Genomic DNA, 22,691 nt, shown 5'->3' on the forward strand with positions numbered 1-22,691 from the left:
CTCCTTTCCAGTGAACCGGAGTGCACTTATGAAAGAGAAAGGCATTCATTTATGTAAGCGGATACATACTTGATGAAAATCAAGATCTCCCTACAAAAAAGGACCTCTCTATTTCAAAATATTCTATAGTTAGAAATCTATCATAGAGAGGTTGGAAGTATAAGATTATTCAATTAAAAACACTAATGAGTGTTCTGGTCGTTTTGTTCATTCTGTCCACGGTATGTATCTTCGTTCCGGACGGCCAATATCCCCGTATTTCAACTGGGCATCTGCTTCTTTTATGGACACTAGATATTCCAGGTAACGCCTTGCGGTCGATCGGCTCACGCCCACTTTGTTTCCGGTGTTCAATGCCGTGATGCCGGATTCATCGCTATCATTCAAAATCACTTTTATTTTTTCCAACGTAAGTTGATCGATTCCTTTCGGCAATCTATCATCACTGTCTTTTAGTGGAGGTGAGGCTATTTGCAAGCCTGTCAGAAGATCAATTTCTTTTTGATTGAGCTCTGTTTTTGTCATCAAAAGATGCTTTTGCTTTTTATAGCTCACAAAGGTCCGTTCAAATCGGTCAAAGTCCACCGGTTTCACGATATAATCGAAAATCCCTCCACGCAATGTTTCTGCAACCGTCTCCACCTCTTTTGCGGCCGTCATCATAATGACATCGATTTCCGTGAACTCGGATCTTAACGTCCAAAACAAATCTAATCCTTCGACGTCCGGAATATAGACATCTAGTAAAATAAGATGCGGTAACTCTTCCGTGCTGCGTAAATAAGTAAGTGCTTCCTCACCCGTCTTCGCAACGTATGTCACAACAAATCCTTCCACGCGATTGACAAACTGACGATTAATGTCTGCAATCCGAAAGTCATCTTCAACAATGACTACATGAATCGGCTCAAGCATACGATTCCCTCCCTTCTTTCGGCATGGACAGCACGAAGCTTGCACCGCCAAGATCTCCTTCTTCCAAATAGAGTTCTCCATCTACTCCCTCGATAAGTCGCTTCGTAAGCGCGAGCCCAAAACCGCCGTGTTCGCCTTCTTTTAATGTAAATCCCTGCTCAAAAATCAACTTCACATATGGATCGGGTACGCCCTCGCCGGCGTCGTCTATTTCAAAAATGATATCATTGCCGATATCGGTAAAAGAAATAGCTATTTTCCGGTCAGCAGGCAGGTTTTGATTCACTGCATCCATCGCATTATCGATCAGATTCCCGATGGCGGTCAACAGGGCTTCCCTTTGCTTATCGCTTAAACGGGTTGCGAGTCTGCTATCTTCTTGCACTGCAATATTGATTCCCATCTCACTGGCCTGATTTAATTTGCCAAGTAAAAGGCCGCTTACCTGTGGATCGGCCACTTTCTGAATGAGCAGTCGGATCCAGCTTTTTTGAATGGAACTTTCCCGTTGAATATAGCGAAGCGCCTCTTCCTTTTTATCTAGTTGCAATAAGCCGAGAATCGTATAGAGCTTGTTCGAAAATTCGTGTGTTTGGGCGCGTAGTGCATTTGTATATTTTTTAATCGTTGTCAATTCTTTTGTCAATAAATCAATTTCAGTTTTGTTCCGGAAGGTGAATACTGTTCCGACCAACGAATCCTCGAAATAAATAGGCACCTTATTGGCAAAAACAATTGTATTGCCGATCATCATCTCTTGATCAATCCGATCGTTTTCATCTTGGAGAAAACTGAGTAGCTGTTGCGCGGGTGCGAGGTCTTTGATTGACACTCCTTCATATTGTTGAGGAGGTAGGACTTGATCGAACAATAGACGTTGCGCCGCAAAATTGATCATCGTAATCATACCGTTTTGATTAACAGCGATAATGCCTTCATGCGTCGATTGAAGTATCGTCTCTTTTTGGATGAATAAATGAGCGATTTCCTCCGGCTCTAAGCCAAACAACACTTTTTTAAGATACGATGCAATCAGAATGGCAACTATAATGGCGACAATAGCAACAGTTAACAAGACGATCCATAGGTGGATATTGTAGGACGTTACTATTGCTTGGATATCATTCACTAAAAATCCGACCGATACGACGCCTACAATTTCCCCGTCCAAATACACGGGGACTTTGGCGCGCACAGAATCGCCCAATGACCCGGCTGCCTTGGAGACATATGATTCACCATGGACCAACGCCCTTTCACTGTCTTCCCCGACCATTTTCTCTCCGATTTTGTTTGTGTCAGGATGCGCGTATCGGATTTCTTCTTTATTGCCGACGACTATGAACTCGGCCTTTGTCGCTTTTTGGATAGGTGCGACAAGGGGAGTGATGATGGAAGCGGGGTCTTCGTGCCTAAATGCATCAGCAAGCTCAGGAATATGCGCCACGCTTTCCGCTACACTGAGCGCGCGATCCCCAACTTGTGCTTCCATCGTGACAGATATGAAATGACCAATAAAAAGCCCGATCACCATAATAATCGCAATGATGAGGGAGCCAACCAATAAAACCATTTTCATTTTGAAGCTAATAATGATAGTTGGTTGTAGATGCGGATTTTTACCCCGTCTTTTATGTAGTTGAATCATATTCGTCGCTCCGATTCATTTTAATCGTAATAGTAATTCAAGATAATATGTTAGTATTTGTTTATGTCTTCGATAACGTACATCATGCAGAATAAGCTGTCCATTCGCATATAGTATAGTGAATTATTTCATAGGCAATAAAAAAACATAAGTAGAGGTAATGTAGTATGAATGACAAGTTACAAAAAAATGCCGATGCTGGCTATCGGCTTGCTGAGAAGAAAGCTGCCGAATATTTCGCATCACTTTCGGGACAGCGAACAAACAAGACTTATGCTACTACCTTAACGAAAGATATACTTAATTGGAAACAGAATCATATACATCATTATTCACTGTTCTCGCGGGGGAAGGGAAAATCCAATTCGCGCGGCTACCACCATTATATACAAAGGCTTGACTACACCGGGAAACTCGATAATTACTTAGATCGAAGCATCTCTTATATTTTCTTGCGGGACCTAGGGAAGTCCTTGGATTCGCCGCATACGCAGAACAGGATCCGGCTTCTAGTTAATGATAGTAAAGAACAACTCCAAGGACGTACTACGGAGATGTTCAGCATGGCGGGCTTGTATCGTTGGGCTCAAAAAGAAGGCGTGGAAACAACGATGATCTGGTTAATTAGCAAACTGAAGTCCGTTTCCGCAAATATTCCAGAAGGGATGAATGCAGAAGAAGCTAAGCGGAAACTGATGAAGATCATTGCAGGAGTCATCTTGCACCAGATTGAAGAAATGAGCGAGAAGATAACGACCGAAGAACGTACCCGAAAGTTAGATAAAGCGATAAGACTCGGCTATTCGTATGGCCTCACCTATCCTTTTATTGATGATCTCTTGGATTCGGATGTCCTATCCGGTGAAGAGAAGGGACAATTTTCCGGTTTGATACGAACCACCCTTGTTACAAGGTCAGTACCCGAATTGGGAGAGTGGACCGATACTACTAAAGAGTTAATACAATATATTCATTCCGAACTTCGAGAGGCTTTTGCGTATATTCAGGGTTGTTTGCGCCAAGAGACAAAAGATAATTTCTTCGAGCAATCCTACGTATTTTATCATTCTCAGGAAGTGGACCGTGAAAAGGATTTATCGAATGTAAGTTATTCGAATGAAGAACTATATATCCCGGTCATTTTAAAATCCGCTTCTTCACGACTCATTGTCCGTTCAGTACTTGGTGCTGAGGAGGATGAGGGGTTTGAAAACCGCACATTTTATTATGGCATTTACAACCAACTCGCCGATGACTTCGCAGATATGTTTGATGACTTGGAGGCGGGAGCGGTTACTCCATACACCTACTACATGAAATACCGGCACATCCGTCCGGATCTCATCAATCCATTTGAGATGTATTGGACGGTCATCTCTAATTTGATCCATAATGTATATCATTCGGATACGAAGACACGCGACGTGATTCTGAACCGCGCCATCAACGGTTTGAAACGATTTAAAGAGCGCATGGGAATCGAAAAATACAATGAGGTGATGGAGCTGTTCGCAACCGGGAATCTCAAATTCGATCGACTCATTCAAAAGATGGTACGGAAAGCGGATGATGTTGACTTCTTTGATAAATTGCTCCGGGATCATATTATCGCCAATTTCAAAGATGAACGGGAAGAGCGGGAAGTCTTTAAAGACATGGTTGAAACAATGCGGAATGAGATAAACGATTTCTTACATATCCGTGGGAATAATAATGTTTCATTCATGGAAGAGCCGATCATGGATGCTGCAAATTACAGTCTGCAAGGCGACGGAAAGCGACTTAGACCGATAATGACATGGGTCATGGGCGTTCACGAATATGGATTGGATCCGTCTGCAATTATACCCCTATTGAAATCATTGGAATATATGCACACAGCCTCTCTGATCTTTGATGATCTGCCATCCCAAGATAATTCGTCCATCCGCAGGGGGCGCCCAACGCTGCATCATAAGTATAATACGGCCACAGCGGAGTTGACCGGCCTCTATCTGACCCAGAAGGCGGTCGAGGAACAAGCATCGCTCAAACAATTCGACCCCGAAACCGTGCTCCGCCTGATCCATTATTCATCTGGAAAGACGACGGATATGTGTAAAGGCCAGGCGATGGACTTGAATTCCAAAGGCAAACAATTAACAGTCGAACAGTTAAATACGATGTGCTTTTACAAAACCGGTATCGCCTTTGAGGCCTCTCTCGTTATGCCGGCAATCTTAGCGGGGAAACAGGAATCTGAACTGGAAGCATTGAAACAATTTTCTTATCACGCAGGCATCGCTTTCCAGATCAAAGATGACTTGCTCGACGTCGAAGGCGACCTGGCATCCCTCGGAAAGCCAACCGGCAAAGACGTCGAAAACAACAATTCAACCTTCGTATCAATCTTAGGCACTGAAGGCGCCAGAAAAGCAATGTGGGACCACTACTGCACCGCCATGGAAACATTACAACAGATGCAGCACAAAACAACCTACTTAAAACACTTCTTACACTACATCATGAATCGTAATAACTGATGAGCTGTCAGAATAATTCCGGTGCCTGTGCAGCAAACTATTCAGATTATGAACTACAATTGCATAAAGGAAAAACAAAACTCACTCACCTCCGAGTTGGGTTTTGTTTTTGTGTATTATCATTCGATGGATTGAATAGTCATAAATGTGCTTTGCACAGGCACCCGAACAATAATTAGTTTTCATGGTACAATTAAATCTGAATATATCATAAAGTTAGAAAGTGTTAGATTCCTTGCCTTATAGTGTTTTGGAGCATGAGTGGGAAGAAAGAAATTTAGTAAGATGAACTGAAGTTGGGGAGTTATTATGACTAAAATTGGCCTAGTACGACATGGAATTACTGAGTGGAATATTCTTGGAAAGGCACAAGGTATCTCTAATGTTCCTTTGAATGAGGAGGGTATTCAGCAAGCAATCAAACTTGGAGACCGACTATCAAGTGAAGAATGGGATTTGATTATTTCAAGTGATTTATCAAGAGCTAAGAAAACCGCAATAATAATTGGTAGTAAGATGAATCTATCAGTGGGTTATTTAGATAAACGAATACGGGAAATAAACTGCGGTCAAATTGAAGGAACTACTGAAGAAGAAAGAGTGATTCTATGGGGAAGGAATTGGCGTGAATTAGATCTAGGTATGGAAGAATTTGAACTGGTAGCTAAAAGAGGAATTGAATTCGTTGAGGATATAGCAAATTTACATAAAGGAAAAAGAGTCTTAGTAGTGAGCCATGGTGCTTTAATCGGCCTAACTCTACAACATTTGATGCCTGAAAGATTTCCGACTACTTATATTGAAAATACTTCTATAACAGTACTTCAGAACAGCGAAGACGTTTGGGATTGCAAACTTTATAATTGCACTCATCACTTACAATAAAAATAGACTTGAAAGATTAATAATGGTTGCCGACGTTCTGAAAAAATCCAATAAAAATAGTATTGCTTTTGCATTTAAAAAGTTTGGAGTGATTTGATATTGATTAAAGCAGCGATCTTCGACTTAGACGGAACGCTATTGAACCGAGATGAATCTGTGAAATTGTTTATCGACAATCAATACGGCAGGTTACATAGATTCGTAGGCCATATTCCAAGGGAGCAGTTTGCAGCAAGGTTCATCGAATTGGATAACCGTGGATATGTATGGAAAGATAAAGTTTATCAACAGCTAGTTGATGAATTTAAGGTTACGGATATAACGTGGGAGGAACTACTTCAAGATTATGTCGATGAATTCCAGAACAACTGCGTGCCTTTCCTTGGTCTTATCGAAATGTTGGAGGAGATAAAAAGAATGGATTTGAAGTTGGGGATCATCACGAACGGTAAAGGGCAGTTTCAAATGGACAACATAAGAGCGCTTGGCATTGAGCACTATTTTGATGTTATTTTAGTATCCGAATGGGAAGGCATAAAAAAACCTGATTCACAAATATTTGAAAGAGCATTGGAGCGGTTAAATGTTTCGCCTACTGAAAGCATATTTGTAGGGGATCATCCTGTAAATGATGTAGAAGCTGCTAAGAATGTTGGAATGATTGGGGTTTGGAAAAGGGATCTTCAATGGAATGCAGTGGAAGCCGATTTTATCGTTGATGATTTGGCAGAAGTGCCTTTGATTATAGAGAAGATAAGTGTCTCGTAAGAAAAAAAGGGGGTAATACAGTTGCGGCTAAAAGCAATGAGCAAGCCTACAATTATGATTTTAGGAACATTTCACATGGGTTCGACTTTAGATATGATAGAAATAGAGAAGGACAGTATGCTATCAGTACAAAGGCAGAAAGAGATCAAAGAGGTGGTCGACCGTTTAAAAGATTTCAAGCCTACGAAAATCGCTTTGGAAGTTGAGAAGAAACGGAATGGTACTCTCAATGAGGAGTTTACAGGCTTTTTAAAGGGTGACTATCACTTGATGGAAAACGAAATCGACCAGATTGGATACAGACTGGCAAAACAGATGGGGCATCAGGAAGTTTACGCGGTCGATTGGATGGAACAAGGTGCTCTTCAGAGAGAGAGCAGTGAAGTTGCTGAATGGGCGAAAGAGCATCAGCCCAAGTTGTATGAAGAATTATTTGGGCCGTTGTACCGACTTGAGTTAACAACCGTAGGAAAGAGTGTCAATGATCTACTCCTTTATTACAATCAGCCGGAAGTAGTCGAACAACTTCATCGCAGCTATGTGAATATGGCGCGCATTAAAGACACCAAGCAATATGTCGGCATGGACTGGCTGATTTGGTGGTATCAACGCAACCTCATCCTATTCTCGAATCTCTCGGATTTGGTCACTACTCCAGACGACCGCATCCTCTTCATCGTTGGCGGCTCCCATGTCAGGATTGTCGAGAACTTCGTCAAAGAGAGCGGGCTTTTCGAAACTGTGTCCGTGCAGTCATACTTACAGTAATCCAAAAAACGATCGCATCCTTTAATTGGACGCAATCGTTTGAGCATTTATGGAGTGAAACTCTTTCCAATCATGAATTTCATAAGTAGGCTGAGCCAAGCCATTATTCTCTTTTCGTTTCGGATTGTACCAGCATGTATCGATGCCGTAGTTATTGCCTCCGCGGATATCCGACGAAAGTGAGTCTCCTATCATCAGGACGCGTGATTTGTCTTTGATTTGCAGCTGCTTGAATACATGTTCGAAAATTTCAGGCTGTGGCTTTTGGTAACCGATCTCTTCGGATGTGAAGATTGCTTCAAACGTGTCGGCTAGACCGGAAGCGGCAATACGAGCCAATTGAACTTCTTTGAAGCCGTTCGTCAAAACCGCAATCCTGGCACCCTTCAGAGAACGAAGCATTGATGCCACTCCGTCGATCAAGTGGACTTCTTTCCCTAAATAATCAAGATACAATTGGCCGAACTGTTCTGCATCCATATCAAGACCATGTTCAAGGAACAACCGTCTGAACCGCTCCGTTTTCAGCTCCGCAAGCGTTATCCTACCTTGCTCCAAATCCTCCCAAAGCACCGTGCTGACTGCCCTGTACGTATCCCTGAAATCCGCCAATGCGTTCGGTAAACCGTGCGTAGTGAACACATTCGTAAACGCATGTTTTTCTGTCTCACCAAAATCCATCAACGTATCATCCAAATCGAATAAAAACACATCGTATCTCATTCTCACATCTCCTGACTGACGAAAGCTGTGTCTCTAGTATAACACTGGACTTAGGTGCCTGTGCAACAAACAATTCAGATTATGAACTACAATTGCATGAAGAAAAGGGTAAACCCACTCACGATGTAGTTTGGTTTTCGTCCCTCGGTATATTCATACGTTGGGTTGAATAGTCATAATTGCACCATGCACAGGCACCCAAACAATTCACCTAAACAATTAAACAATTATGCATATGGGGGCATTCTGACAAAAGATTGTGATATAATATATGAGGTTATTATTGAACAGAAAAGGTGTGTTCCTAGCTCGCGTCTTGTCTTGTTTTGACGCCTAAGAAGGAGCGTCTACATCCTTTCTGCAAAACTAGGGTATAAGGATGATAAAAATGAGCAACGGAGAAACAAAAACAGACGTCATCTTAATTGGCGCCGGAATCATGAGTGCAACTTTGGGAACAATGTTGAAGGAATTGGCACCGGACTGGAAAATTACAGTGTTTGAGAAGCTCCCGGGCGCAGGAGAGGAAAGCTCCAATGAATGGAACAATGCGGGGACTGGACATGCTGCACTGTGCGAGCTCAACTACACCAATGAAAAGCCAGACGGAACTTTAGATATTAGTAAAGCAATAAAGGTCAACGAACAGTTCCAGCTTTCTATGCAGTTTTGGTCTTATCTCGTGAATAATCAATTGATCAGTAATCCAGAAGACTTCATTATGCCATTGCCTCATATGAGCTATGTGCACGGGAAAGACAATGTTGAGTTTTTGAGAAAGCGTTTTGAAGCGCTTTCCAATAATCCGCTGTTCGAAGGGATGGAATTCTCCGATGACCCTGAGCAGTTGAAGGAATGGCTTCCGCTCATGATGAAAGACAGGACCGTGAATGAACCACTGGCAGCGACAAAGATTGATACTGGCACGGACGTTAACTTTGGCGCTTTGACACGCATGTTATTTAACCATTTAAAGAATAGTAATGTTGATATAAACTATAACCATAGTGTGAACCAATTGAAACGTACAGCCGATGGTCTGTGGGAACTGAAAGTGAAAAATCTCGATAGCGGAGCTGTTGAACGCCATACCGCGAAATTCGTCTTTATCGGTGCCGGAGGAGGAAGTTTACATCTCTTGCAAAAATCCGGTATTCCTGAAGGAAAGCATATTGGGGGATTCCCGGTAAGCGGTCTCTTCCTAGTGTGCAAAAATCCCGAGATTGTCGAGCAGCACCACGCGAAAGTTTACGGCAAAGCTTCGGTAGGTGCTCCGCCGATGTCTGTTCCGCATCTAGATACAAGATATATTGATAATCAAAAATCATTGTTGTTCGGACCGTTCGCCGGCTTCTCGCCGAAGTTCCTGAAAACGGGCTCCAATATGGATCTCATCACTTCCGTGAAACCGAGCAATGTCTTTACGATGTTGGCGGCAGGCGCGAAAGAAATGTCATTGACGAAATACTTGATACAGCAACTGATGCTATCGAAGGAACAGCGGATAGAGGAGTTGCGCGGCTTCATCCCGAGCGCGAAAAGCGAGGATTGGGATACCGTCGTAGCCGGTCAACGCGTCCAAGTCATCAAAGACACGGAGGCGGGCGGCAAAGGGACGCTTCAATTCGGTACGGAAGTCGTCAATGCTTCAGACGGCTCGATCGCTGCATTGCTCGGAGCCTCCCCAGGAGCTTCCACCGCCGTTCACGTCATGCTGGAAATTCTAAATAGATGTTTTCCACAACACATCAAAGAGTGGGAACCGAAAATCAAAGAAATGATTCCTTCTTATGGCTTGTCGCTCGTCAACAATCCGAATCTCCTTAAGGAAATCCATGCGACAACTGCGCAGGCGCTTGGTCTTGTGTACCAAACAGATGAACAGGAATCTTCAAATGAAGAAACAGAGTCATTGGTAGAAGAGTCTGTTGTTGTTGAAACCGGGGATACCGAGCAAGACCCAGCCCTGGGAGTAGACAGGGAAGTACCGAACGTAGATGATACGTTGGTTGTAGAAGAAGAGCCAAGTAAAAAAGAGTGAAATATGAAAAGCTGACTCGGCGGCATCGTGCCGAAGTCAGCTTTTTTGCATGTTCAGAATGTATAGCGGGCAACTTGTTCGTCGCTAATAATGAGCCCCTCAATTTCTTTGAACCCCATTTTTTCATAAATACGTTTTGCATGTTCATTCGCCGGCTCATAAGAAAGCGTGATTGTATGATGGTGATCTTCCTTTATCGCCTTAATGTCATCTATTACAAGTTGGATTGCTACTTTTCCATGCCCTTTTCCCTGATGTTTTTGATCAATCATCATACGGTAAATCCAATACTCGTGATCGTCTTCATCGATACCGTAAAGCGCAAATCCGATCATTTCCTCGCCAAGGTAAATTCCTTTAGCGTAAAAGTTTTCAAGGAAATTCAACTGGGCAAGCGACACCGTATTTGACGCTACGAAATTCACTTGATCTTCCCGAACGCGAAGTGATATGGCTTTCACCCAATTATCCTTCGTAATTGATTCTAAATGCAGCATGTTCATCTCCCCTTTGCTAAATTATAATCGATAATTTGGCGGCCTTGGAAGCCTAACTTTTTAGAACAGGAAACTTTTTCAATACCCAGGAGCAGTTTGGAATTACCAATAATAGTATATAATGATAATATGACAGCCTAGTCAGATTGGGTTATAATAGATAACGTCGCAATCACCCTTCAAATCGTGGAAAGGGGATTTTTTTATGATTACATTACATAATATCAGTAAAAGTTATTCGGGTTTTCAGGCTATTCAATCAGTCTCCTTATCAATAGAAAAAGGCGAAATTCATGGCATTATCGGGGCGAGCGGCGCCGGCAAATCGACGCTTCTACGACTGATAAATTTGTTAGAAAGTCCAGACGGCGGGGAAGTGTTGGTCAATCATCAGACGCTGACAAACTTGAACGGCAAACAACTCCGCGAGGCGAGAAAATCGATCGGGATGATATTTCAGCATTTTAATTTAGTGGCAAATAAAACAGTGTATGATAACGTCGCTGCATCGTTGGAGTTGGCTAAATTCCCTAGAAAAGGTCGCCGATCCCGAGTGGTGGAATGTCTTCAGTTTGTCGGATTGGAAAGTTATAAGGACAAGTACCCTGCCCAATTGAGCGGCGGGCAAAAGCAGCGTGTGGCAATCGCCAGGGCATTGGCGAACAATCCGCAAGTTTTGCTATGCGATGAACCGACATCCTCACTCGATCCGAATACGTCTGCAGAAATTCTAACTGTGTTGCAAAACATTAACAGGAGCTTCGGAGTGACGATCGTCATTGTCAGCCATGAGATGGAAGTGATCAAAAGCATCTGCAACCGTGTCACAGTCATGAATGAAGGACAAGTGTACGATACGGTTTCCATGCAGCCGAAAGGGATTGGAATGATGAACAATAGCCCCAAATTCTTTGTGGAACAGCTGACAAAGGACGGTGACGTGGGTCATGCCTGACGTCTTGCTTCAATACGAAGCGGAAATTTGGAGTTCAATAGGGGAGACCTTTATAATGGTCGGGGTTTCAATCGCTGCGGCCGTGTTAGTCGGGCTCCCTGTTGGCACATTGCTCTTTTTGTGCAGGAAAGGGCAAGTCTATGAGAACCCGGTTGTCTTTTCAGTATTGAATTTATTGGTGAATACCGTCCGTTCATTCCCGTTCCTATTATTGGTCGTCTTCCTCATCCCGTTCACAAGGATGCTCATCGGAACCGCCATCGGAACGACGGCCGCAACCGTGCCGTTATCGATAATCGCCATTGCGCATTATTCCCGTCTCGTTGAACAATCGTTACTCGACGTGCCGAAAGGGGTAATGGAGGCGGCAATCGCTATGGGGGCGTCGGTCAGGCAGGTCATCTTTAAATTCTTATACGTCGAGGCCCGCTCAGGACTCGTTTTAGGATTAACGACGTCGATCATCAGTTTCATATCGTATTCAACGATAATGGGTGTCGTCGGCGGCGGCGGCATTGGAGACTTTGCCATCCGGTACGGTTACCAGCAATTTAAAACGGATTTAATGATGTACATGATTATCATAATGGTCATACTGGTGCAGCTCATCCAATTTACGGGGACAACTGTATCAAGAGTGATAGATAAACGATAACAGGAGGAAACAACATGAAAAAGCTAATGATGCTGGCGACTATGCTAATTATTTTATTAGCAGGCTGCGGCAAGGATAAAGCAGCGGATACCCCTGCTAAAGTAGAAGAGAAAGATGAAACAGTGACGTTGAAAGTCGCTTCCTTGATCCCTCCAATGACGGAAATTCTTGAGCTAGTAAAACCGAAGCTTGCTGAGGAAGGAATCGAACTAGAAGTTGTTGTATTAGGTGATAATGTCCAGCCGAATAGCGCACTTGCAGCGAAAGAAGTGGATGCGAACTTCTTCCAGCACGTTCCGTATATGGAGGAATTCAACCGTAATAATAATGCAAACTTAGTTCCGATTACACCGATCTACTTTGCGAATTACGGTGTCTACTCCAAAGACTTCGCGTCAATTGATGAACTGCCGGAAGGTGCTGTCATCGCAATGGCGAACGACGTTTCAAACATCGACCGTTCGTTGTCATTGCTCGCACAGCATAAAGTCATTACATTAGGTGAAAAGAAAGACACGTATTATACAAAAGCGGATATTACCGACAATCCGAAAAACTACAAGTTCGAGGAAGTCGATTTGCTGATGCTTGCGCGTATGTATGACGATGCAGATGCAGTTGTTATGACACCGGCATATGCCGCGCCACTTGGATTGACACCGAAGAGCGATGCATTGCTAACAGAAGGAGTCGAAAATGACTTTGCAATCACGTTAATCGCACGTGAAGACAATAAAGACTGGGAGCCGATTCAAAAGTTGGCAGATGCAATGACAAGCCCTGAAGTACGTAAGTTTCTAGAAGAGAACTACGACGAAACCGCAATTCCGGCGTTTGAATAAAGTGAGAAGAGCCATTCCGGGTTGTATTTACAACTTGGAATGGCTCTTTCATTTGCCGCGTAAAAGATATCGATCATTTCGGGACAGATATCGATCAATTCACGGGATATATCGATCACCATACGACTGATATCGTTCATTTCCCGAAAGTTATCGATCATTTCCCAAGATATATTGTCATTTCAGGACTTCCGACTCACCTGGTTTGCCTAAAAAAGCCATGCCCAATTCAATTGAGGCATGGCTCTTTTCATTCATCGTTTCAGTTTGTCCTCTTCGACAATATCAGTTGGTTCTTGTTGCAAATAATACGCGCCCTTTGTCAGTATCGCGATGATGACCGTCAAAATAGCGGCGAGCACCGCAGCGAAAAACGCAGCTGTCGATTGGAGGAATAATCCCATATAGCCAAGTGCGGCAACTGTGCCGATTACACTTGAAACGAGGAGGGAAACAACGCCGACCGGATTCCACTTATACAAATACTCTTGTGTGGCAACATAATAATTCGGTCCAATTTTCAACCATTTTTTTACGACTAGCGCATCCGTCACCAAGATGGACGCCCATGAGAACAGGAAGACTCCTTGGAATGTCATGACCGTAGCAAGATGGTCTACAATGCCGCCGAGCATTAGAGCAATCGCCGTCAATGCGGAGACAACGACCCAAAATCGTCGGCCGGGGGTGAAACGGAAGATGTTTTCAAAGAAGTTTGATAAGGAGAGTGAACTACTATAAATATTTGTGACATTAATACGCAATTGCGTCAACATGGTAAATAACGCGCCACCGATTCCGAGCAGCAGTACAATATAAACGCCTGGATCCGACTCCAAATAACGGACACCGAACCAGATGCCTAATCCTCCCATAACGCCATAACAAAAAATTTGAGGAATGAACCCGATTGCTAAAGATCCAATTTTGATATCTTTAGGGCGTAAAAAGCGGGCATAATCTGAAGCGAGAAGAGCGGTCAAGCCCATAATCCCATTATGCATACCGATGCAGAACAGCAGCGCGGTTCCGCCAAGCTGGACTCCTTCTGGCATGTAAGAGAAAACAGGACCCGTATAAATAGCAGGTTTGATAAAAGAAATGACAATCGCAGTGATCAAAAAGAGGATGAAAATTGGTAATGACCATTTTTGCAGCTTGTCCAGTTGTTGAATTCCAAACCAATTAAGAGGAATAACAATGAGTCCAAATACGAGGATTAAAACCCATTTCGGAAAGGAGGGTAGAAAATGATGTACGGCTGATATTAGAATCAGGCCTTCAAAAGCACAATACATAATAAAATTCGATGCGTAGATGAGTGATGTCAAAGATGCTCCAATATAGCCGAAGCCGCCGCCCCTCGATAGGAGGTTCACATTCATGCCGGTTTTCGCAGATAAGTACACAATGACTGTACCGAGTATACCCGCCACGATAATTGCGTAGCCTGCGGATAAAAGGGCATTGGGTGCTCCGAATTGAAGTGCCATCACACTTCCCATTTGGAAGTAAAAAATCGCTGTAGCGATACCGAACGTAATGTTCGTTATGCTAAGCCAGCTAGCTTTTCGTTCCTCGCGAGGTACACGGTCTAAAGAATAATCCCGAACGACCTCTTCTCCTGTGTCTTGTTGCAGTGTAGTAGTTTGTTCTGTTGTCATAAATTCCAGCTCCTTATTGTGAATCGCTCACTCCTTCAGCCCTTAGGCATATTTTTAATCAAACTTCTTTTATTAATGCTCACCCCTCCATTTTATCAAAAAGTAATAGAATAACCAAGTGTTTCGTTAGACGAACGGGTCTTTGTTAATGTGAAAATTCCCATCTAAAAACAATCTTTGTTTTGCTAAAAAACCACAAAAAACAATAATAATTATTTATATGAACGTATGATGAAGAAGACCATCGATCCGAAAATAATGACAAGGAAAATAGGCAAAAAGGCGATGCTAAGTGAGTCAACACTTCCTAAAGCCACTTGCTCGGTTTTGTACGTGAGAAACACAAAAAGCAGGACACATTCATTCTTTAGGACATTCATCAACAAGCGTGAATTCCTATATTGGAATTTGATATTACTTTCATTCAACTTCCTGTAATTATGCCATTCGGGATGTTTCTCAAGAAATGTCATAATAACAGCTAAAAAGGCAGCAATGCCGGGCAGCAGGATCAGCTCCCATTTCGATCCCCAGCGATTCACCTCACCCAATGCGTTGTAATGGGCAGGAACTTGGTCAGGAAGATTGCTCATGATGCCAGCTAAATAGAGGAGGGACGTTATAGTATCCAAGAATTTTTCGGACAAGGTTTTCGGAATGTCCAAAATAGGCTTCTTGTTCAATTTCCACACTCCTTTTACCTTTCATTTACGGTTGCTCTGCCCAGAAGTTTCATCGTTTGGATTTAATCATAAGGAAAAATTGGTTTTATTTGGAAGCACCTCGCACGTATGAAAATCCTCATTTAGCAAAAGCTAATTATAATTGTTTATAGAGGAGGAATATGTATGGGAGCGCTTCGACGTATTGCATTGGCATTGGTTATCATAGGAGCATTGAATTGGGGATTGATCGCTTTTTTCCAATTTGACTTGGTTGCGTCATTATTTGGCGGACAGGATGCATTTATGTCAAGGGTGGTTTATGCCCTTGTAGCAATTAGCGGATTGATTTGTTTAGGTCTTTTATTTAAACCGGATGAGAATAAGGAAGTCGTTGAGACTCGGAGCCGCACTTCCACCCCGGCCTATACTGAGTTCGGAGAAGAACCGGACTTCACGAAGGAACGAAAGTTATCTGATAAAGACGAACAATAACAAGAGTGACAGCTAACCCACGAATGTGGGCTGCTGTCACTCTTCTTTTTCTTCCTCAATAATTTCCTCGATTTTCTCCATTTGTTCCTGAACTTCTTCCTCCACGTCAGTTGTGGCGGGAATGATAGGCTCGGTGTTGTAATCAGTCCGTTTTCCATAACGGAGCAATTCGTATAAAACCATGCCATTGTTCGGTTTTCCATTCACAGTGAACATTGGGACAATATCCAACAGTACATAATAAAATATATAAAAAATGAAGCGTTCCCAAAAGGTTCGAAAGTCTTCCAAGAAACCATTCGCCAGCAAAGTATTGATGGCAAAAGCCACCGCAAGATTAATGAGGATAGGCCCGGCGTAAATGCATATATATGCGAACTTTCCATCCCTTTTCAAGGAATCAAAAGAAAACCAACTATATAAGTGATAATATCTTCGAATGTCAAAAATGCCGATTTTTTTAAAACGAGGTCCCGATCCGATCGTTAGTCTTGGATTCTTGACGCCGAAAATGGCACTTATGATAAAATATCCGGATTCCCTAATGAACGTGACGACTGGCAGAATGATGAAGACGGAGATGATCAACGAAATTAAATCTGAAAATCCAAACATAGCAGCCCCTTCTCTTCAAACAAACAAATATTTTGTCACCTCTACTCAACCTACCCAAAGGAAGGGGAGTTGAATCTTTGCCTGACGAGCAGGAATCTGTATATGCTCCGGCGAAACTTCTTATAAGCGGATGCAGAGAAGGAGAATATACAAGTGAATTTATTTAATCGGGTTGAGAAGGAAAATGAATATTGGCTTGTTGATCAAGTGAAGGTGGACGGGGTTTCCAAGCAGAAATATGAGGAAGCATTTGATCGATTGCTAGGTGAATGGAAGGAAGAACAGGTCGGTTATTTATCGTTGTTGATGGATACTGTGCATGAAAAGAAACTATTGGAACAAGGTTTCCGCAAAATCTCAACGATTGTGGAATATACACGGAAGTTAAATGAAACCTTTTCGTCAGCCCCGGGTATAACTGTCGAACCGTTAAGCGACGGAGGAATGGTGGATTCGGATTTTGCGGAGCTATACGAGCGTTGCCGCAGTGGATCTGCAAATAAAAATAAACTGTTCACAATCGAGCAGGTGATGGAATCACTCGAAAATGAACTTGGACCTGAATGGAGGGCATCTTGCTTTATCTTCCGGAAATCCGGCGAGCCGGTTGGTTTAAGCATCCCCATTATCGAGCAAGGAACTGTCGATGAGGGGCGTCTGTTTTATTTTGGGATTGTGCCGGAATGGAGAGGGAAAGGGTATGGAACCGTGTTTCACCGGCTTTCGCTCAATTTGCTGAAGGGAATCGGTGCTGCGACTTATGTCGGGAGCACGGATGAAGTGAATCATCATATGATTGGCATTTTTGAGCGGAATGGCTGCCGTTTGCGCGACAGGAAAGGGATTTATCGGATTGATAGGTGAAGAGCTCTCGTACTTGTACTTGCAGCGCTTGCTTGAGATTCTATTAAAGTGTTCGCGATGGCAAATCTCCAAAGGTCAATTTCAGTTAGTGGATGAACATTTAATCGCCTCCTTTGAAAATTGAATGTACTACCCTATCCAACTAGCTGAGAGTCTATTTTGAAGGGTATTGCCGATGGGAGTGAAGAACTTAACTAGTGATTAAGTCCTGAAATGACGATAAAATTGTGAAAATGACCGATAACGCGCTGTAGATGACCGATAACTTTGTGACATTGACCGATAACTTCCCGCAATTGATCGATAACTCTTGAGAAATGATCGATAAAAAACTGCCCGTCATGTTTACACGACCGACAGTAGGGCTACTATTTATAATTCTACTTCAATGTCTTCAAAATAAATTTTCTTCGAACCTTCAAGCGTGCTCACGGTCGCAAACGGGTGAAATATAAGTTTAGTCGCCTGCGGATCAATGTTGTGGATGGTTGCGCTCCATTGGAGATCCTCGCGAGTTCTGGCGCCACCTTCAGTAAACCCGCCGTTATAAGGAACTTCGTATTCATTCCCCAGATCATCTGTGGCTTTCAGCTCCGCCTCGACTGCCGTCCAGTCATCCAGCAATGTAGGGTCAACCAATTGCTGATAGTAAATATTGAAGGTTAACGGTGTCTTTCTCACTTCCTTGAATTGGATGGCAACACCATCTTTTTCAACTAGCTCATTCAAAGTCAGCACTTCGGGTTCGATTAAAGGCAGAGAGAAGTTTAACTTCCAGTCGCCTTTCACCTCTTTTTTATCACCAAGCAACACTTTCGGCTCCCAGTTGATATCCACCTCATCGGGTGTTTTCTCAAAATGGGGAGTGATGGTCATAATGCCTGCGTAGCCTAATCCTTTCACTCTCTCAAAGGAGGCGCCGGCATTTCCAGCAGACTCGCCCTCAACGGAAGGCCAGCCGTCAAAAAATAAGGTTGAGCCATAATTTTTATTTGTTTGTACCGTCACTGCCAAAGTGATTGTCGTCCCATCGAAGACTCCTTGGTCGATATTGATTAAAACATCTTTATCTTTCGCAGTCCGGCCGACGTCAGTCGCAAGCTGTCCGAACTCCTTATAGGCAGGTTTACTAGTTGAACCGAAATAGTCGAACACATTCCCGATGACCGGCAGCTGGCTTATCATATTCGCCATCGCTGGATTCAACAGTACCGTCCCGCCTAAAATACTAATTGCCAATGTGGCGGCGAGTACATATCCAGCACGCTTTTTGACAGTCCTTTTACGGGATTGAGCATTTGATTTAAATGAATTCTCAATGATCGAATCCAGCTTCTCACTCGGTACAGGAATGGCCTCCATCGTGTCTTTAATAATTTTCGTTTCGTCTTTCATCCATATAAACTCCCTTCAATTTTGTTTTCAACAGGGCGAGACCCCTATGTAAGTTCGTTTTAACAGTGCCCTCAGGACACCCAAGTATATCCGCAATCTGATTGACCGTGAAATCATGAAAAAAGCGCAAGACGAGAACAGATTTGTACTTGTCATCCAATTCATAAAGGACATTGGTCAAATCCAGTCTTTCTTCAATGGAGCCGCTAATCTGAATAACGTCAGGAATTGAATAGCTCTCCATTGTAACGATTTTTTTGTTTTTACGAATCTCCTTCAACGAGACATTGATGCAAATCCGCGTCACCCACGTGCTGAAATATTCCGGATTCCTTAGTTGATGTATTGATTCAATGACTTCCAATACGGTTTGCTGAAATACTTCCAGGGCATCATGTTCATTTTTCATGTAAATGAATGCCATTTTATAAAGCTTATCTTTCTCTTCTTTCAGAAGCAGCTGCAATGCGTTCTGATCACCTTTAATTGCTTTCTTCACCAGTCTTTCCTTTTTCGGCATGGAATCACCACCTTCTATAGATTAGGTGAACGGGATGGATGAAACGTTTCAAGTATTTTAAGAGTGAAAAAGAACAGCCACTAAACCCGAACTAGAAACCAAGTGATTCTTAAGTCCCGAAATGACGATAACTCAATGTATTTGACCGATAACTTTCAAGAAGTGACCGATAACTCTCCGCAACTGACCGATAACTAGTTGAAATTGACCGATATCCACCGGGAAATGACCGATATCCAAAAAAACGGCCCGGGCAATGAACGAACAACTCCAAAACGACAAGAAAAAGCCCTCAGTCAATGACCAAGGGCACAATCTTATTTCGTATAGTTATCAAAATATCCTTGAATGAACACAATCGGGGTACCTTTATCACCGCTGCCTGAAGTGAGGTCGGACAGTGAGCCGATGAGGTCAGTCAGTTTCCGTGGTGTCGTCCCTTGGGATTCCATGGAACCGACGAGATCCTCTTCTTTGTTCTCGATGAATTCATTGATCGCCTTTTTCAACTCTTCGCCTCGTAGATCAGCGAAGTTGTTGTCTGCAAGGTATTTCAATTTGATTTCGTTCGGCGTACCTGCGAGGCCAGCTGTATAGGCAGGTGACACGACAGGGTCTGCGAGCTCCCAGATTTTGCCGACTGGGTCTTTGAAGGCACCGTCGCCGTAAACCATGACTTCAACTAGCTTGCCGGTCTTTTCTTGCAATGAAGCTTGAATCGTGTCGACGACCGGCTGGCAATTGCGTGGGAACAGCTTTACGCTGTCTTCCGTCGCCTTATTGGAGCCTAGAAGTCCGTACGCTTCATTAAATCCACTGCCATCGACCGATTCGGCTAGGATATTATCAAGGCTGTAGATCTTTTCGCCGCCATTCGCTTTCAAGATGCGTTTTGTTCTCTCACGAGTATGGATATCGCAAGTGAGCACGTCTTTTGTGTAATCAAGAATCGTCTTCGCGTTGTTCGAGAAGATGACTTCGCATTCAACGCCGTATTCTTCAACGATTGATTTATAATACTCGATGTAATCGATACCAGTGAATGTATGTTTATTGTATCCGAAATGATTGCGGAATTCTTGTTCATTCAGCACGTCCGTCCATGGGTTGACGCCTTTTTCGTCGAGCATATCAATATCGACAAGGTGATTGCCGACTTCATCGGATGGATAGCTGAGCATCAAAACGATTTTCTTCGCAGCACCTTTCGCGATTCCGCGGAGACAGATTGCAAACCGGTTGCGGCTAAGAATCGGAAAAATGACGCCGATTGTGCTGTCGCCGAATTTTGCTTGAACGTCTTTCGCAATATGATCGACTGTCGCGTAATTGTCTTGAGCGCGAGCTACGATGGATTCCGTGATTGTGACGATATCTCTGTCATTGATGGCAAATCCTTCGACTTCCGCCGCTTTCAACACGCTATCCACGACGATTTCTTCAATATTGTCCCCTTTATTGATAATCGGGCAACGAAGACCTCTGACAACCGTTCCAACTACTCTTTCCAATGTTATCGCTCCTTATCGGTATAACTTAACTGACAATCCTCTTGTACTATACTACTGATTAATGGTATAAGTAAAATTAATAGTTCTAATGATGGGTATAAGGGGTGGTTATATGGTAAGTAAATTAGATCTGTACCGTATTTTTTGTGTTGTCGGTAAGAATGAAAGCTTTTCAGGGGCTGCAAAGGAACTTTTTATGACCCAACCTGCCATCAGCCAATCGATTATGCAGTTGGAACGGGAGCTCGACACACGACTATTCAACCGGACGCCTAAAGGAGTTACATTGACGAACGAAGGAAGCCTTCTTTTGGAGTATGTTAATTCGGCCATCAATTTAATCGAAATCGGTGAGGAAAAGATTGCCGAGTTCAAAAATCTGACAACCGGTGAGCTGCGAATCGGCGTCGGTGATACGATTTCGAAATACTTTCTCCTGCCCCAACTGGAAGCCTTCCGTTCTCGTTATCCGAATATCAAATTGAAAATCGAGAATGGAACGACGGACGAACTTATTTCATTCCTGAAATCGGGGGAGGTCGATATCGTCGTCTGTAATTTGCCTGTCAGTGACCCAACGTTGAATGTAACGTCTTGCATGGACATCCACGATACGTTCGTCTATGGAGATAAATATCGGAAGCTGCTTGCAAGGCCGGTCGGATTCCGGGAACTTGCCAAGCTGCCGCTCATCTTCCTTGAGCCAAGTTCGAATTCGAGGAAATATGTCGAAGATCACTTTTTATCCAAAGGCGTAAAGCTCTCGCCCGAGTTCGAATTGGGCTCCCATGATCTCGTCGTTGAATTTGCAAGGATGAATATGGGGATAGCATGTGTCACACGTGAGTTCACGATAGACTATTTGGATAGTGGAACACTCCATGAAGTCGAGCTGACGGAGCAGATTCCGCATCGAAGCATCGGCGTCTGCTCGTTGAAGAGTGTGCCGCTATCGCCGGCATCGACTAGATTTTGGGAGCTTGTTATAGGGGAATGATATGTTGATCGTGCTATTGATTTATGCGCAATTATTTCCGTTTATGCGCATTTCGCGAGATTTATGAGCTTTTATTTCCATTTATGCGTTTTTGGACAGTTTTATGCGTATATAATTGGAGTTATGCGCGCTTGTCAGGATTTATGCGTTTCTGGCGCGGGTGGATCAACTAAAGGGGGATCAGTACAATGTTTGCTTTTAGAATTGATGAAAACATCGAGTTGCGTTTATTGGAACTCAGACATGCCGAAGAGCTATTTCAATTGACCGATCAATCAAGGGAAAGCCTCCGCGAATGGCTTCCTTGGCTCGATTTCACGAGAACGATGGCGGATTCAAGAAATTTTATTGGCAGTACATTGCAGCAGTTCAGTCGGAATGACGGCTTCCAGGCGGGCATTTGGTACAAAGGAGAGCTTGCTGGCGTAATAGGCTTGCACAGCATTAATTGGTCAAACAAATCGACTTCTATCGGCTATTGGCTAGGAGCCGGCTTCGAAGGGAAAGGCTTGATGACGAAAGCTTGCCAGGCGGTTGTTGACTATTGTTTCAATGAATTAGAGCTGAATCGGATTGAAATCCGTACAGCGACTGAAAATCAGAAAAGCGCAGCCATTCCGCAACGGCTCGGTTTCCAGCTGGAAGGTAACTTGAAACAAGCGGAGTGGCTGTATGATAAGTTTGTTGATCATTATGTGTTTGGATTGGTGAAAGAGGAATAGCGAAAAACGGAGGACAAGCGATGTCCT

22 protein-coding genes are annotated in these 22,691 nt (G+C 43.3%); 12 read left to right on the forward strand and 10 right to left on the reverse strand.

The genetic code is table 11. From position 1 onward, the window contains the following. Positions 1-207 precede the first annotated feature (207 nt). Positions 208-915, reverse strand: a complete 708-nt coding sequence (locus OC538_RS11260) for a response regulator (protein ID WP_251695784.1) — start codon at positions 913-915, stop codon at positions 208-210. Next, entirely contained in the window at positions 908-2,563 is a 1,656-nt protein-coding gene (locus OC538_RS11265) for a sensor histidine kinase (RefSeq protein WP_251695782.1), read from the reverse strand. The genes OC538_RS11260 and OC538_RS11265 overlap by 8 nt, the downstream gene beginning before the upstream one ends. Positions 2,564-2,730: 167 nt before the next feature. Between OC538_RS11265 and OC538_RS11270 the strand changes: the two genes are divergently transcribed. The 4 genes from OC538_RS11270 (at position 2,731) to OC538_RS11285 (ending at position 7,506) form a co-directional block, all read left to right on the forward strand. Then, positions 2,731-5,085 (forward strand): polyprenyl synthetase family protein, encoded by a 2,355-nt coding sequence (locus OC538_RS11270; RefSeq protein ID WP_251695780.1) that lies wholly within the window; start codon positions 2,731-2,733, stop codon positions 5,083-5,085. A 309-nt stretch (positions 5,086-5,394) separates the two neighbouring features. Beyond that, a complete protein-coding gene (locus OC538_RS11275; protein WP_251695778.1) occupies positions 5,395-5,970 on the forward strand; it encodes a histidine phosphatase family protein in 576 nt (191 codons plus the stop codon). A gap of 99 nt (positions 5,971-6,069) precedes the next feature. Further along, a complete protein-coding gene (locus OC538_RS11280) occupies positions 6,070-6,738 on the forward strand; it encodes an HAD family hydrolase (RefSeq protein ID WP_251695776.1) in 669 nt (222 codons plus the stop codon). Between the two features lie 21 nt (positions 6,739-6,759). Beyond that, the gene (locus OC538_RS11285) at positions 6,760-7,506 is read left to right on the forward strand and encodes a DUF5694 domain-containing protein (protein ID WP_262175471.1); all 747 of its coding nucleotides are present in this window, start codon (positions 6,760-6,762) and stop codon (positions 7,504-7,506) included. Between the two features lie 21 nt (positions 7,507-7,527). Here OC538_RS11285 and OC538_RS11290 read toward each other — a convergent pair whose 3' ends face one another. Further along, positions 7,528-8,229 (reverse strand): YjjG family noncanonical pyrimidine nucleotidase, encoded by a 702-nt coding sequence (locus OC538_RS11290; RefSeq protein WP_251695771.1) that lies wholly within the window; start codon positions 8,227-8,229, stop codon positions 7,528-7,530. 388 nt (positions 8,230-8,617) lie between these two features. Here OC538_RS11290 and OC538_RS11295 point away from each other — a divergent pair, with 388 nt between their 5' ends. Beyond that, a complete protein-coding gene (locus OC538_RS11295) occupies positions 8,618-10,270 on the forward strand; it encodes a malate:quinone oxidoreductase (protein WP_251695770.1) in 1,653 nt (550 codons plus the stop codon). A 53-nt stretch (positions 10,271-10,323) separates the two neighbouring features. Here OC538_RS11295 and OC538_RS11300 read toward each other — a convergent pair whose 3' ends face one another. Next, positions 10,324-10,773: a GNAT family N-acetyltransferase gene (locus OC538_RS11300; RefSeq protein WP_251695768.1), complete on the reverse strand. Its 450-nt coding sequence runs from the start codon at positions 10,771-10,773 to the stop codon at positions 10,324-10,326. Between the two features lie 199 nt (positions 10,774-10,972). On the opposite strand from OC538_RS11300, the gene OC538_RS11305 reads away from it, so the two are divergent. Genes OC538_RS11305 through OC538_RS11315 form a run of 3 tightly spaced genes read left to right on the forward strand, consistent with a single transcriptional unit; the run spans position 10,973 to position 13,219 of the window. After that, positions 10,973-11,722 carry a methionine ABC transporter ATP-binding protein gene (locus tag OC538_RS11305; protein WP_251695766.1) on the forward strand — a complete coding sequence of 250 codons (750 nt, stop codon included), beginning with the start codon at positions 10,973-10,975 and terminating at the stop codon, positions 11,720-11,722. Beyond that, a complete protein-coding gene (locus tag OC538_RS11310; RefSeq protein WP_251695764.1) occupies positions 11,715-12,377 on the forward strand; it encodes a methionine ABC transporter permease in 663 nt (220 codons plus the stop codon). Before OC538_RS11305 ends, OC538_RS11310 begins: the two co-directional genes overlap by 8 nt. Before the next feature lie 14 nt (positions 12,378-12,391). Beyond that, on the forward strand, positions 12,392-13,219 hold the full coding sequence (locus OC538_RS11315; RefSeq protein ID WP_251695762.1) for a MetQ/NlpA family ABC transporter substrate-binding protein: 828 nt from the start codon (positions 12,392-12,394) through the stop codon (positions 13,217-13,219). A gap of 254 nt (positions 13,220-13,473) precedes the next feature. Here the strand turns inward: OC538_RS11315 and OC538_RS11320 are convergent, their stop codons facing one another. Next, positions 13,474-14,883, reverse strand: coding sequence for a purine-cytosine permease family protein (locus tag OC538_RS11320; protein WP_251695760.1), 1,410 nt, complete (start codon positions 14,881-14,883; stop codon positions 13,474-13,476). Positions 14,884-15,095: 212 nt separating this feature from the next. Next, positions 15,096-15,575 carry a DUF1648 domain-containing protein gene (locus OC538_RS11325; protein WP_251695758.1) on the reverse strand — a complete coding sequence of 160 codons (480 nt, stop codon included), beginning with the start codon at positions 15,573-15,575 and terminating at the stop codon, positions 15,096-15,098. Between the two features lie 156 nt (positions 15,576-15,731). Between OC538_RS11325 and OC538_RS11330 the strand changes: the two genes are divergently transcribed. Beyond that, entirely contained in the window at positions 15,732-16,040 is a 309-nt protein-coding gene (locus tag OC538_RS11330; RefSeq protein WP_251695756.1) for a DUF378 domain-containing protein, read from the forward strand. 36 nt (positions 16,041-16,076) lie between these two features. On the opposite strand, the gene OC538_RS11335 is transcribed toward OC538_RS11330, so the two are convergent. Further along, on the reverse strand, positions 16,077-16,655 hold the full coding sequence (locus OC538_RS11335; protein WP_251695754.1) for a hypothetical protein: 579 nt from the start codon (positions 16,653-16,655) through the stop codon (positions 16,077-16,079). Positions 16,656-16,808: 153 nt separating this feature from the next. Between OC538_RS11335 and OC538_RS11340 the strand changes: the two genes are divergently transcribed. Continuing rightward, on the forward strand, positions 16,809-17,519 hold the full coding sequence (locus OC538_RS11340) for a GNAT family N-acetyltransferase (protein ID WP_251695752.1): 711 nt from the start codon (positions 16,809-16,811) through the stop codon (positions 17,517-17,519). 372 nt (positions 17,520-17,891) lie between these two features. Here the strand turns inward: OC538_RS11340 and OC538_RS11345 are convergent, their stop codons facing one another. The 3 genes from OC538_RS11345 to OC538_RS11355 form a co-directional block, all read right to left on the reverse strand. Next, a complete protein-coding gene (locus tag OC538_RS11345) occupies positions 17,892-18,914 on the reverse strand; it encodes a DUF4179 domain-containing protein (protein WP_251695750.1) in 1,023 nt (340 codons plus the stop codon). After that, positions 18,889-19,434 (reverse strand): sigma-70 family RNA polymerase sigma factor, encoded by a 546-nt coding sequence (locus OC538_RS11350; protein WP_251695748.1) that lies wholly within the window; start codon positions 19,432-19,434, stop codon positions 18,889-18,891. The genes OC538_RS11345 and OC538_RS11350 overlap by 26 nt, the downstream gene beginning before the upstream one ends. A gap of 317 nt (positions 19,435-19,751) precedes the next feature. Continuing rightward, the gene (locus tag OC538_RS11355; RefSeq protein ID WP_251695746.1) at positions 19,752-20,945 is read right to left on the reverse strand and encodes a coenzyme F420-0:L-glutamate ligase; all 1,194 of its coding nucleotides are present in this window, start codon (positions 20,943-20,945) and stop codon (positions 19,752-19,754) included. A 112-nt stretch (positions 20,946-21,057) separates the two neighbouring features. Here OC538_RS11355 and OC538_RS11360 point away from each other — a divergent pair, with 112 nt between their 5' ends. Together OC538_RS11360 and OC538_RS11365 are read left to right on the forward strand one after the other, a co-directional pair. Next, the gene (locus tag OC538_RS11360) at positions 21,058-21,942 is read left to right on the forward strand and encodes a LysR family transcriptional regulator (RefSeq protein WP_251695744.1); all 885 of its coding nucleotides are present in this window, start codon (positions 21,058-21,060) and stop codon (positions 21,940-21,942) included. A gap of 188 nt (positions 21,943-22,130) precedes the next feature. Then, positions 22,131-22,664, forward strand: coding sequence for a GNAT family N-acetyltransferase (locus tag OC538_RS11365; RefSeq protein WP_251695742.1), 534 nt, complete (start codon positions 22,131-22,133; stop codon positions 22,662-22,664). Positions 22,665-22,691: the final 27 nt, after the last annotated feature.

This window comes from Saccharococcus sp. Marseille-Q5394 (assembly GCF_946901335.1).
Lineage (GTDB): Bacteria > Bacillota > Bacilli > Bacillales_A > Planococcaceae > Sporosarcina > Sporosarcina luteola_C.

Excerpts from the sequence above, each read along its gene's own strand:
- OC538_RS11260 (WP_251695784.1), bottom strand. The coding sequence starts at position 915 with ATGCTTGAGCCGATTCATGTAGTCATTGTTGAAGATGACTTTCGGATT.
- OC538_RS11265 (WP_251695782.1), bottom strand. The coding sequence starts at position 2,563 with ATGATTCAACTACATAAAAGACGGGGTAAAAATCCGCATCTACAACCA.
- OC538_RS11270 (WP_251695780.1), top strand. The coding sequence starts at position 2,731 with ATGAATGACAAGTTACAAAAAAATGCCGATGCTGGCTATCGGCTTGCT.
- OC538_RS11275 (WP_251695778.1), top strand. The coding sequence starts at position 5,395 with ATGACTAAAATTGGCCTAGTACGACATGGAATTACTGAGTGGAATATT.
- OC538_RS11290 (WP_251695771.1), bottom strand. The coding sequence starts at position 8,229 with ATGAGATACGATGTGTTTTTATTCGATTTGGATGATACGTTGATGGAT.
- OC538_RS11295 (WP_251695770.1), top strand. The coding sequence starts at position 8,618 with ATGAGCAACGGAGAAACAAAAACAGACGTCATCTTAATTGGCGCCGGA.
- OC538_RS11300 (WP_251695768.1), bottom strand. The coding sequence starts at position 10,773 with ATGAACATGCTGCATTTAGAATCAATTACGAAGGATAATTGGGTGAAA.
- OC538_RS11305 (WP_251695766.1), top strand. The coding sequence starts at position 10,973 with ATGATTACATTACATAATATCAGTAAAAGTTATTCGGGTTTTCAGGCT.
- OC538_RS11310 (WP_251695764.1), top strand. The coding sequence starts at position 11,715 with ATGCCTGACGTCTTGCTTCAATACGAAGCGGAAATTTGGAGTTCAATA.
- OC538_RS11315 (WP_251695762.1), top strand. The coding sequence starts at position 12,392 with ATGAAAAAGCTAATGATGCTGGCGACTATGCTAATTATTTTATTAGCA.
- OC538_RS11320 (WP_251695760.1), bottom strand. The coding sequence starts at position 14,883 with ATGACAACAGAACAAACTACTACACTGCAACAAGACACAGGAGAAGAG.
- OC538_RS11330 (WP_251695756.1), top strand. The coding sequence starts at position 15,732 with ATGGGAGCGCTTCGACGTATTGCATTGGCATTGGTTATCATAGGAGCA.
- OC538_RS11335 (WP_251695754.1), bottom strand. The coding sequence starts at position 16,655 with ATGTTTGGATTTTCAGATTTAATTTCGTTGATCATCTCCGTCTTCATC.
- OC538_RS11345 (WP_251695750.1), bottom strand. The coding sequence starts at position 18,914 with ATGAAAGACGAAACGAAAATTATTAAAGACACGATGGAGGCCATTCCT.
- OC538_RS11350 (WP_251695748.1), bottom strand. The coding sequence starts at position 19,434 with ATGCCGAAAAAGGAAAGACTGGTGAAGAAAGCAATTAAAGGTGATCAG.
- OC538_RS11360 (WP_251695744.1), top strand. The coding sequence starts at position 21,058 with ATGGTAAGTAAATTAGATCTGTACCGTATTTTTTGTGTTGTCGGTAAG.
- OC538_RS11365 (WP_251695742.1), top strand. The coding sequence starts at position 22,131 with ATGTTTGCTTTTAGAATTGATGAAAACATCGAGTTGCGTTTATTGGAA.